We start from the raw sequence: 11,584 nt of genomic DNA on the forward strand, positions 1-11,584 counted from the left end.
CGGCCCAGCCCCCCCCCCCCCCCCCCCCCCCCCCCCCCCCCCCCCCCCCCCCCCCCCCCCCCCCCCCCCCCCCCCCACCCCCCCCCCCCCCCCCCCCCCGGCCGCCCCCCCGCGCCCCCCCCCCCCCCCCCCCACGACCGGGTCGCCACCACCGAGCCGGGTGATCGCCTCGTGGTGCTCTGCCACCTCTTCGGCAGCCGAGGCGCCCTTGAGCGCCAGGAGCCGGCCGCCGACGGCGGCGAGGGGCAGGCACCAACCGGCGAGCCGGTCCAGTGGCGCGACCGCGCGTGCGGTGACGATGTCGGCGGCGGCGGGGGGCCCACCGGCGACATCCTCAGCGCGGCCCCGGACGACTGTGACAGTCGTGTCGAGGCCGAGTGCGGTCACCGCTTCGGACAGGAAAGCGGTTCGTCGTGCCAGTGGCTCGACCAGCGTGATCGTGAGATCCGGCCTAGCCACTGCCAGCACGATACCGGGCAAACCGGCACCAGACCCGACGTCGGTCACTGAAGCACCTAACGGGATCATCTCGGACATAACGGCACAGTTAATCAGGTGCCGCTCCCAGACCCGCGGGGCCTCGCGGGGTCCGATCAGGCCCCGGACGACGCCGTCGGTGATCAGGAGTTCGGCATAGCGGGTAGCCAGGGGGAGCCGGTCACCGAAGGCGCGCTCGGCCGCAGCGGAGAAGGCCGGTGGAACGACAGGGGAGACAGCGGTGGGGGCAGACGACGACGGCCCGGGCACAGCGCCCGGGCCGTTGTCACCCGCGCCGGAGCGTGGGTCGGTCATGTCAGCTCAGTCAGCCGGACGGACCACGATGCGGCGGCTGGGCTCGACGCCCTCCGACTCGCTCTGCACGCCGGGGATCGCGTTGACCACGTCGTGCACGCACTTGCGCTCGAAGGCCGACATCGGCTCCAGGCGTACGGGATCGCCGTGCTCTTTGACCTTTTCGACCGCGTTGCGGGCGACCGCCGTCAGTTCCTTGCGCCGGGTCGCCCGGTAGCCGCCGATGTCCAGCAGCAGCCGGCTCGGCGAGCCGGTGGCCCGGAAGATCGCCAGGCGGGTGAGCTCCTGCAGCGCCTCGAGCGTCGCGCCGCGCTGGCCCACGAGCGGCTGCAGCCGGCCGCCGACGACCTCGACCATCGGGCGGCCCGCCGACACGAGCTCGTCGATGTCACCGTCGTAGTCGAGGATGTCGAGCAGGCCCTCCACATAGTCGGCGGCGATCTCGCTCTGCCGGAACAGGTCGGAGTCCGAGGTGACGGTCTCCGACTTCTTGGTCTCCTCGGTACCGGCGGACTCCGCGGCAGTGGCGGAAGCGGTCTCCTCGGTGGACTGCTCTGCGCTGGGAGTGCTGGTGTCGGTCACGGTCTCATCTCCGTACTCACTCGGGCCGGACCTGCTCGGTCCGCTGTTTCCCGCGCCGGTGCCGCCTGGGAACGATCAGGTCGGCGCCGGGCGCGAGGAGGTCTTTGTCGCCGCCCCGGCAGGGCCGCGCGCGGCCCGGGGCGTGGCCCGGGCCGCAGCTGCGTCATCCCTGTGGTTTGTTCGCGGGTCGCGCGCCCTTCTTGGGGTTCACCGGCTTGGCGCCGGGCTTCGGCGCGAGGGCCTTGGTGTCCACGACCGGGCTCGTCGGCTCCGGCTGGGCGGCCGGCTTGCGGCCGAACAGGCCACCGGTACGGCCGGACTGCACCGGGTTCGGCTGGCCCTTGGCGCCGGACTTGGCGCTGGTCGCACCGGCCGGGCGGGTCGACGACGCGGCGGTCTTGCCGTTGGCCATCGGCGGTGGCGGGAACTTGCGGAGCACCCACTGCTGCTGGGCGAGGCTGAAGAGGTTGTTCGTGACCCAGTAGATGACCACGCCGATCGGGAACAGCGAGCCGGAGACGAGCAGCGACAGCGGGATGCCGTACAGCATCAGGCGCTGGATCATCTTCTGCTGCGGGTCCTCGGCCCAGCCGGTCTTGAGGATCATCTGGCGGCTGGTGAGGTACGTCGTCGCCATCATGATGAGGACCAGGACGGCAGCGATGACCTTGACCACGGTGCCGTTGGTCGCACCGAGCCGGGTCAGGTCCTCGGCGGAGGAGCCGAACTGGGCCGGCAGCGGCGCGGTGAACAGCGCCGAGTGGGTGGCCTCACGGAACTGCTCGGCGGTCCAGCCGTACAGGGTGGGCTGGCCGTTGTCCGGGTTGAGCCGGCGCAGCACGTGGAACAGGCCCAGGAAGACGGGGATCTGCAGGAACATCGGGAGGCAGCCCATGAGCGGGTTGGCCTTCTCGACCTTGTACAGCTCCATCATTTCTTTCTGGAGCGTCTCCCGGTCGCCCTTGTGCTTCTCCTGCAGCTGCTTGACCTTGGGCTGCAACGCCTGCATGGCGCGCTGGGACTTGATCTGCTTGACGAAGACGGGGAAGAGGATCACCCGCAGCGTCACGACCAGGAAGACGATCGACAGGATCCAGGACCAGTTGGTGCCCAGCACCCTGCCGTCGGAGACGCCGATCGCGTCCCAGAGGTCATGCCAGCGAAGAAGGATCCACGAGATCGCGATGTAGATCCAGTCGAGACTCAATTCATGCTCCAGTCACATCAGCAGGACGGTGACGGATCGGGTCAGGCACCGGATCGAACCCGCCAGGGTGGAAGGGGTGGCAGCGCAACAGCCGCCAGATCGCCAGGGCGGTCCCTCGGGAAGCGCCGTGCACCGCGATTGCCTCCTGGGCGTACGCGCTGCACGAGGGGTAGAACCGACAGCGGGCCGGCAGTGCCGGGCTCAAGTAACGACGGTACGCGACGATCCCCCACGTCAGCACCCGGGCGACCGGCCCGCGTGGCGTGCTCATCGCCGCCGCCGGGGTGACCGGGCCGCGGCCAGGGCGGCATCGAGGTCGGTGCCCAGTGTCTCGAAGGACGCCGACGCCGAGGCGGGCAGTGCGCGAACCACCAGCAGAGTGCCGTCCGGCAGGTCGGCGAGGCGGGGCCGGACCAGGTGCCGCAGCCGCCGGCGGACCTTGTTACGGGTCACCGCGTTGCCCACGGACTTGGACACGACAAAGCCGGCGCGCGCCGTGGAGGCTTGCGCCGGCTCATCGATAAGAAGGTGGACGACCACCGTGCTGCGCCCGGCCCTGCGCCCACCGCGAACCGCTGCGGCGAAGTCAGTGCTGCGCCTCAGTCGTTGCGCCGCGGCCAGCACGACTACCTGGACATCCGGCCGGACCAGCGTCGGCTCAGGCCGACAGCTTGTCGCGGCCCTTGGCGCGGCGGGTGGAGAGGATGGCGCGGCCGGCACGGGTACGCATGCGCAGCCGGAAACCGTGGGTCTTCGCGCGACGGCGGTTGTTCGGCTGGTAAGTGCGCTTGCTCACGTCAAAACTCCGTCTTCGTAGGGCACCCACGAGACCGTAGGCGTCCAGGGGGCATCAAAGCTGCAAGACGCCACTTTAGCAGAGCGCGGCGGAGCAACCGCCCGACCCTACGCAGCACCCCCTGGGTGGTCAACCATCGTCGGGTCGGCACGCCGACAGATCACTTCCCGGTACGGGGCTTCGTCACGCACGCTGGTCCGTCTGCGCACGGAGTGAATCTTTTCGTGCCAGGTCTGCCCCGGGGTGGGTACCGGCGGTTGATGCGGGTGCCGCCGCGCTGTTAGCGTGCCCGTTTGCTGGTCTGCAGCGCTGACGCGTCGAGTCGGCCAAAACCGGACGAGCCGGTTAATCGTTCGCCAGGTGAGCCTGTTTTCCCGCGCCAGCACAGGCTCCGGGGGAGTCCGCCGACCAACCGGCCGGGGAGCGACCGCCGACGAGTGCACAGGTTGTGGATAACCTGTGGACAGCCGGTGGCGCCGTACGTGTTCAGCACGTTGGATGTGCTGGGTTGGGGGTAGCCGGTCCGTGGCCCGTACGGGTGACGACTGGCAAGGGCGGCGGAAGCCGGACAAGGCCACCGGGAGACCGGTGGCGATGGGGGTGGCGCGGCGGTGGCCGATACGGTCGACCTTGGCGGGGTGTGGACCGCTGCGACGGACGAGCTGGCGGACGAGATCGCGTCCGCTCAGCAGCGTGCGTACCTGCGGCTCACCCGGCTGCGCGCCATAGTCGAGGACACCGCGCTGCTGTCCGTGCCGGACACGTACACCCGGGATGTGATCGAGTCGCGGCTGCGGCTGGCGATCACCGAGGCCCTGTCGCGCCGGCTCGGCCGGCCGATCCAGGTGGCCGTGACGGTCCGCCCGCCCGAGGACGGCACCGGCCGCCCGGGCACGGTCTACGGCACGCCGCCTCCCGAGCCGCCGACCCAGGCGCCCGCCCATTACGCGGACCAGCAGCAGCACTACGCCGACCAGCAGCCGCCGCGCTACGCGGAGCAGCAGCCGCCGGCATACCCGGACCGCTATCCACAGCCGCCGTCCTTCGGTCACCAGGACAACTACGATCAGGGCTACGAGAAGTCGTACGAGCAGAGTTACGAGTCGGCCGACGGACCGACCGGTTCCGCCCAGGCACCGTTCCCGCGCGCCGTCCCGTCGGCCCGTGACTCCCGTGACGGTCAGGACGCCCTGTTCGCCGCGCCGCTGCCGATGCCGGTGCGCCCGGCGGAAGGCCCGAAGACGGCCGCCGAGGACCAGCAGGAGAAGCAGGCCCAGACCCGTACCGAAGCAGAGCCGCAGCGTCGCGAGGCCCCGCGCCAGATGCCGCACTTCGCCGAGGCGCCGAACGAGTCGACCGGCCGCCGGATCGCCACGGATTCGGCCCAGCTGCGCGACAACCAACGCCGCCCGGACGAGCGCCCGACGATGCACGCCCAGGACCGCCGCGACGACACTCTGCAGATAAGGCAGCACAGCGGCGACAACGGCCCGGGCCGCGCACCGATGGACATGCGCGGACAGGACCGCGACCGCCGACCGGGCGGCAACGACGGCAACCGGCTGAACCCGAAATACATGTTCGAGACGTTCGTCATCGGCTCGTCCAACAGGTTCGCCCACGCGGCGTCGGTCGCGGTCGCAGAATCCCCGGCCAAGGCATACAACCCGCTGTTCATCTACGGCAGCTCCGGGCTGGGCAAAACGCACCTGCTGCACGCGATCGGCCACTATGCGACGACGCTCGGCCACGCCCGCTCGGTGCGCTACGTCTCCACCGAGGAATTCACCAACGACTTCATCAATTCCCTGCGCGACGACAAGACGCAGGCCTTCCAGCGGCGCTACCGCGACGTCGACATCCTGCTGATCGACGACATCCAGTTCCTGGAAAACCGCGAGCGCACCCAGGAAGAGTTCTTCCACACGTTCAACACGCTGCACAACGCGAACAAGCAGATCGTGATCAGCTCGGACCGCTCCCCGCGCCAGCTGGCCACCCTCGAGGACCGCATGCGCACCCGCTTCGAATGGGGCCTGCTCGCCGACATCCAGCCGCCGGACCTGGAAACCCGCATCGCGATCCTGCAGAAAAAGGCCGCGCAGGAACGCATGTACGCCCCGGACGACGTCCTGGAATTCATCGCCTCCCGCGTCTCGAACTCGATCCGCGAACTCGAAGGCGCCCTCATCCGGGTGACTGCATTCGCCAGCCTGACCAGGTCGTCGGTCCAGCTCTCGCTGGCCGAGGAGGTCCTGCGCGACTTCATGCCCGACGGCGCCGGCCCGGAAATCACAGCCGACCAGATCATGGTGTCCACGGCGGACTACTTCGGCGTGAGCCTGGAAGACCTCCGCGGCCACTCAAGGTCCCGAGTGCTGGTCAACGCCCGCCAGGTAGCGATGTACCTCTGCCGCGAACTGACGGAACTGTCCCTGCCAAGAATCGGCCAGGCCTTCGGCGGCCGCGACCACACCACGGTGATGCACGCGGACCGAAAAATCCGCCAGCACATGGCCGAGCGGCGATCCCTCTACAACCAGATCGCCGAGCTGACCAACCGCATCAAACAAAACACCTAGACCTTTTCCGGTACGCGCAGCGGCCCCCACAACCGCAACACCGGCTCGAGCAACCACAGCAATCAGCCAGGACCACCTCAAGCCCGGCGATCCCCCGCCGGGCTGAAGCGTCATTGACCCTGACGGCTGTCCACATAGCCAGCGGTCACCGCCGGACGCGCGACATCTCCCCAAGTCTTCGCTGTGATGGGGATCATCCGGCGGTCTGCCCAGGTCGCTGATCACCTCTGGCGGGCGAAGCGGGATCGTTCCGCGGTGGTCGGGCGCCTCGACCAGCGCGGCCGCAGGCGATGGGCAGCGAGCCGGGCTCACGGACGAGCGCCTCGGCAGACCCGGCCCAGTCCCGGCGCTCTCTCCGGCGGAACCGTGCTCGGCCATCACAGCCAGGCGGTCCCGGACCGGTGTCGTCACCCAGCAGTCCTCCTGCGCCGGCCAGCAGCAACTTCGACGTGTCAGGTCAAGCCTTACTACCTCCGCCGGGCCGAGCCCCCCGCCACTTTCATGTGTAGCCCCTCAGCTGGTCCGGTCGGCCTGGTCCGCCGGGTCCGGTCCGCCAGGTCCGGCTACTCAGGTCCGGTCGGCCACGTTCGGTCGCCCAGGTTCGATTGGCCACGTCCGGCCGCCCTGATCCGGTCGGCCTGGTCCGCCACGTTCGGTCCGCCAGGTCCGATCCGCCACGGTCCCGTCCGCCAGGTCCGATCCGCCAGGTCCGATCCGCCACGGTCGGGGCGGCCAGGTCGGGCGGCCGGGTCGGGCGGCCAGGTCGGGCCGCCAGGTCGGGCCGTCAGGTCGGGGCCGTTCCCCCATGAAGCTCCCTCAGCCTCCGAGCGAAGCCCCTGCCCACGACCGAAGCCTGGGGATCTCGATCGACGCCGTTCGCGCCGCCGGGCCAAAGCCGCCGCGGACTCGATCTACATCAAGTCCGCCCCGTCCCAGCCGACAAAAGGTGGTCACCCAGCCGAGCGCAGTCCAGATCACCGTGGCGTGAAAATACGTCGCCTCACTCGCCGACTATCACGCGGCAGGCGCCGTCATCCCCACGCCAAGGAGGCCTCGCCTCGCCCTCCCAAGGCCGAGCGACGATCCAACGGACGACTCACCGCGCCCCGCGGACGACTCACCGCGCGCCCCGCGGACGACGGGGCACGCCACCGCGAGGAGGCCTCGCCCGATACCGAGGAGGCCTCACCCGTTCCCACGAAGCCCTCGCACCGCCCCACCGCGGCGTCGGATCGGTCGGCTTACCCCACCCCGTTCGTGTCAACGCCGCGACGAGACGGGATCGTGCCAACGTTATCCACAGCAGTTCACAGGCGTTCACAGGAAGTTATCCCCAGCGGTGGAAAACCTCCGGGGCCGTACCCCACAGATGTGGATGAGGCCTGGGGAAATCGATGTGGACAGACACGCACGGTCACGGCTGTCCCCACAGGCTGTGGACGCGTGTGGATTTCCTGTTGAAGGTTCTGGGGACGACGAGCCGGTAGCGTTCCGGCGTTATCCCCAGGCCTGGGCACAAACCCGGTGGATAACCGGTGGACAGACGGTGGACAACGGTGGACAACCGGAGTCCGGTCGACGACTGTGGACGCAGACCGGGGTTTGTACCCTGGTTTCCCACATGTGAATCACCGGTGGATAACCCGCTGACCTGCGCAAACGGGAGTTCTCCACACTTTGCACAGGACCGATGAAGACGACTATGTCTTCTTCAGGGAAATCCAAAAAGCAATCATCAGCGTTGGGGAAGGTGTGGATGAGCCGCTCGGCGGTCCGAACCATCCCTGACTTACCCACAGCACCGGGGTCGGACGCATGCTGCGCCGACCCGCGCCATAGAGTTCAGTGGGCGCCATCAGCACATCCGATGCTGGTTCGTCGAGAAAGAGTGACGCGGAGGGCATGGCATGAAGTTCCGGGTGGAGCGAGACGCACTCGCCGACGCTGTGGCGTGGACGGCGAAGAGCCTGCCGAGCCGCCCGTCGGTGCCGGTGCTCGCCGGCGTCATGTTGCGGGTGACCGACGGCAGGTTGCACGTCTCCGGCTTCGACTACGAGGTCTCCAGCCAGGTGAGCGTGGAGGTGCAGGCCGACGCCGACGGCGCCGCCCTGGTCTCCGGCCGGCTGCTGGCTGAGATCACCAAGGCACTGCCGAACAAGCCGGCGGACATCGCCGCTGTCGGTGCGCATCTCGAGCTCGTCTGCGGCAGCGCGCGCTTCACGCTGCCGACGATGCCGGTCGAGGACTACCCGACCCTGCCGGAGATGCCGTCCAGCGCCGGCACGGTCGACGCGCAGACCTTCGCCTCGGCCGTCCAGCAGGTCGCCATCGCGGCCGGCCGTGACGAGACGCTGCCGATGATGACCGGCGTGCGGATCGAGCTGAACGGCACGTCGATGGCGATGCTGGCCACCGACCGCTACCGGCTCGCCATGCGGGAGCTCCAGTGGAGCCCCGACGACCCCGACATCAGCCTCAACGCGCTCGTCCCGGCGAAGACGCTGAACGACACCGCCAAGACGATGGGCCCGCTCGGCGGCGACGTCATCCTGGCGCTGGCCCAGGGCAACGCCGGCGAGGGCATGATCGGCTTCGCCGGCGGCACCCGGCGTACGACCAGCCGGCTGCTCGACGGGGCCAACTACCCGCCGGTCCGCTCGCTCTTCCCGGCCAGCCACAACGCCGAGGCCCGGGTCAGCGTCTCCTCGCTCGTCGAGGTGGTCCGCCGCGTCGCCCTGGTCGCCGAGCGCACCACCCCGGTGCTGCTCAGCTTCGGCGAGGACGGCCTGGTCGTCGAGGCCGGCGGCACGGAGGAGGCCCGGGCCAGCGAGGCCATGGAGGCCGCCTTCACCGGCGAACCGCTGACCATCGGCTTCAACCCGCAGTATTTGATCGACGGATTGCAGAACCTGGGGGCCCAGACCGCCGTACTCTCGTTCGTCGACGCGTTCAAGCCCGCTGTGATCTCCCCCGCGGCCGAAGACGGCGAAATCGTGCCGGGTTACCGCTATCTGATCATGCCGATCCGGGTAACCCGCTGATACTGGGCGGAAGAACCACTCATCTAGGGGGAACACCATGCAGCTCGGCCTTGTCGGTCTCGGCCGGATGGGCGGCAACATGCGCGGGCGGATCCGCTCCGCCGGGCACGAAGTCGTCGGCTACGACCGCAACCCGGACATCTCCGATGTCGCCAGCATCGCCGAAATGGTCTCCAAGCTCGCCGCGCCGCGGGTGGTCTGGACGATGGTGCCGGCCGGTCACATCACCGAGAGCACCATCGACGAACTGGGCGGGCTGCTGTCCGCCGGGGACATCATCATCGACGGCGGGAACTCCAAGTTCACCGACGACCAGCCGCGGGCCGACCGGCTCGCGCCCAAGGGCATCGGCTACATGGACTGCGGTGTCTCCGGCGGCATCTGGGGCAACCAGAACGGCTACGCGCTGATGGTCGGCGGCTCCGAGGAGAACGTCGCCACCTGCATGCCGATCTTCGAGGCCCTCAAGCCCGCCGGCCCGTACGGCTTCGTGCACGCCGGCCCGGTCGGTGCCGGCCACTACACCAAGATGGTCCACAACGGCATCGAGTACGGCATGATGCAGGCCCTCGCCGAGGGCTGGGAGCTGCTCGAGGCCTCCGAGTACGTGGACAACGTGCCCGGCGCGATCAAGAGCTGGCGCGAGGGCAGCGTCGTCAAGTCCTGGCTGCTCGACCTGCTCGACCGGGCGCTGGACGGCGACCCCGAGCTGGCCAAGCTCAAGGGCTACGCCGAGGACACCGGCGAGGGCCGGTGGACCGTCGACGAGGCGGTCCGGCTGGCCGTCCCGCTGCACGTCATCGCCGCTTCGCTGTTCACCCGCTTCGAGTCGCGGCAGCTCGACTCGCCCGCCATGAAGGCCGTCGCCGCGCTGCGCCAGCAGTTCGGTGGTCACGCCGTCGTCGGCTGAGCCGTCCAGGCGGCTTCGCCGCACGGCAAAGGAGCTGAGCAGTCCAGGCGGCTTCGCCGCACTGCAAAGGAAATTCGTGGGATGTACGTACGCCGGGTCGAGTTGACCGACTTCCGTTCGTACGAGCGGGTGACGGTCGACTTCGACCCCGGCGTCGCGGTGCTCGTCGGCCAGAACGGCATGGGCAAGACCAACCTGATCGAAGCGCTGGGTTACGTGGCCACTCTGGACAGTCACCGGGTGGCCACCGACGCGCCTCTGGTCCGGGCGGGTGCCAGCTCGGCCGTGATCCGCAGCGAGATCGTCCACGATGGTCGCGAGCTGCTGGTCGAGCTAGAGATCGTGCCGGGCCGGGCAAACCGGGCCAGACTCAACAGATCACCCGTACGCCGGTCCCGCGACGTGCTCGGCGCGTTGCGGATGGTCTTGTTCGCGCCGGAGGATCTTGAACTGGTCCGCGGTGATCCGGCCGAGCGCCGGCGCTATCTCGACGATCTGCTGGTGGCCCGGCTGCCCCGGTTCGCCGGGGTCCGCGCCGACTACGACCGGGTGGTCAAGCAGCGCAACGCCCTGCTGCGCACGGCGTACCTGACGCGCAAGGTCGGCGGCACGCGCGGGCAGGATCTGTCGACCCTCGCCGTCTGGGACCAGCACCTGGCGCATCACGGGGCCGAGTTGCTGGCCGGCCGGCTGGAGCTGGCCGCGGCCCTCGGTCCACATCTGACCAAGGCCTACGACGCGGTGGCGGCCGGGCGGTCGACGGCCACCATCGCGTACGCGTCGCGGCTCGGCGAATCGCTCGCGCCGGACCGCCCCCGGCTGGAGCAGGCGCTGCTCGCCTCGCTCGCCGAGCGGCGGCAGAACGAAGTCGAGCGCGGCGTCACCCTGGTCGGCCCGCACCGCGACGATCTTTCCCTCACCCTGGGCGAACTGCCCACCAAGGGGTACGCGAGCCACGGCGAATCCTGGTCGTTCGCGCTGGCCCTGCGGCTGGCCGCCTACGACCTGCTGCGCGCCGACGGGATCGAGCCGGTGCTGGTGCTCGACGACGTCTTCGCCGAGCTCGACTCCGGCCGCCGGGAGCGGCTGGCCGCGCTGGTGTCGGACGCGACGCAGTTGCTGGTGACGTGCGCGGTGCCGGAAGATGTCCCCGCGACCCTGCAGGGGGCCCGCTACGACGTCGGACCAGGAACGGTGACCCGTGTCTGAGGGAACCCCGGAAAAGCCGCCAGCGGCTCCCAGGGACGCCGCAAGACGGGCAGCCGGAGGGAAGGCCGCCGGTGGCGGCAGCGGCGCAGCAGACGCGACAGGCCGCGAGCCGGCATCAGGCGCCGGCGGTCGCGCCGCCTCGGGCACCGGCCGAACCGCCCGCTCCCGGGCAGGCAGCCCGGCCCCCGCTTCCGATGTGCCGCCCGGTGAGACCGGTCCGGACGGCTCGGCGCGCGGACCCGGAGCAGCGGCGGAGCCGTCGAAGGGCACCCGCAGACCCACCCGCGGCCGGGCCGAAAGTGCGTCCCCCGGCTCCGAAGGCCGGGTCGGTGAGACCGGTCCGGACGGCTCGGGGAGCGGACCAGGAGTCGCGGCGGACGGCGGGACAGCGGTCGGGCCGGAGCTGGCCCGCGCGGTCCTGGACGCCGCGCTCGCCAGACGGCGGGCTGCTCAACAGGCGCCGCG

9 protein-coding genes and 1 pseudogene are annotated in these 11,584 nt (G+C 70.1%); 4 read left to right on the top strand and 6 right to left on the bottom strand.

Annotated features, from left to right (window positions below):
- Positions 1–132: 132 nt before the first annotated feature.
- The 6 genes and pseudogenes from rsmG to rpmH all read right to left on the bottom strand — a co-directional run.
- A pseudogene (rsmG, locus tag AB0C29_RS04420) lies at positions 133–792 on the bottom strand (16S rRNA (guanine(527)-N(7))-methyltransferase RsmG); the annotation flags it as partial.
- Positions 793–798: 6 nt separating this feature from the next.
- Positions 799–1,374, bottom strand: a complete 576-nt coding sequence (locus tag AB0C29_RS04425; RefSeq protein ID WP_360546674.1) for a R3H domain-containing nucleic acid-binding protein — start codon at positions 1,372–1,374, stop codon at positions 799–801.
- Between the two features lie 163 nt (positions 1,375–1,537).
- Positions 1,538–2,581: a membrane protein insertase YidC gene (gene yidC, locus AB0C29_RS04430; protein ID WP_360814988.1), complete on the bottom strand. Its 1,044-nt coding sequence runs from the start codon at positions 2,579–2,581 to the stop codon at positions 1,538–1,540.
- 1 nt (position 2,582) lies between these two features.
- A complete protein-coding gene (yidD, locus tag AB0C29_RS04435) occupies positions 2,583–2,852 on the bottom strand; it encodes a membrane protein insertion efficiency factor YidD (protein ID WP_360546678.1) in 270 nt (89 codons plus the stop codon).
- Complete coding sequence (gene rnpA, locus AB0C29_RS04440) at positions 2,849–3,205, bottom strand: ribonuclease P protein component (RefSeq protein ID WP_360814991.1); 357 nt, start codon at positions 3,203–3,205, stop codon at positions 2,849–2,851. Before rnpA ends, yidD begins: the two co-directional genes overlap by 4 nt.
- A 34-nt stretch (positions 3,206–3,239) precedes the next feature.
- Entirely contained in the window at positions 3,240–3,377 is a 138-nt protein-coding gene (rpmH, locus tag AB0C29_RS04445) for a 50S ribosomal protein L34 (protein ID WP_125812322.1), read from the bottom strand.
- 611 nt (positions 3,378–3,988) lie between these two features.
- Here rpmH and dnaA point away from each other — a divergent pair.
- The 4 genes from dnaA to recF all read left to right on the top strand — a co-directional run bounded on the left by dnaA (position 3,989) and on the right by recF (position 11,119).
- Positions 3,989–5,959 (top strand): chromosomal replication initiator protein DnaA, encoded by a 1,971-nt coding sequence (dnaA, locus tag AB0C29_RS04450; protein ID WP_360814994.1) that lies wholly within the window; start codon positions 3,989–3,991, stop codon positions 5,957–5,959.
- 1,907 nt (positions 5,960–7,866) lie between these two features.
- Positions 7,867–9,000, top strand: coding sequence for a DNA polymerase III subunit beta (gene dnaN / locus AB0C29_RS04455; RefSeq protein WP_360814997.1), 1,134 nt, complete (start codon positions 7,867–7,869; stop codon positions 8,998–9,000).
- Positions 9,001–9,037: 37 nt separating this feature from the next.
- Positions 9,038–9,910, top strand: coding sequence for a phosphogluconate dehydrogenase (NAD(+)-dependent, decarboxylating) (gene gnd / locus AB0C29_RS04460; RefSeq protein WP_360815000.1), 873 nt, complete (start codon positions 9,038–9,040; stop codon positions 9,908–9,910).
- An 81-nt stretch (positions 9,911–9,991) separates the two neighbouring features.
- Positions 9,992–11,119 carry a DNA replication/repair protein RecF gene (gene recF / locus AB0C29_RS04465; RefSeq protein ID WP_360815002.1) on the top strand — a complete coding sequence of 376 codons (1,128 nt, stop codon included), beginning with the start codon at positions 9,992–9,994 and terminating at the stop codon, positions 11,117–11,119.
- Positions 11,120–11,584: the final 465 nt, after the last annotated feature.

Origin of the sequence: Actinoplanes sp. NPDC048791 (assembly GCF_040650095.1) — a bacterium.
Lineage (GTDB): Bacteria > Actinomycetota > Actinomycetes > Mycobacteriales > Micromonosporaceae > Actinoplanes.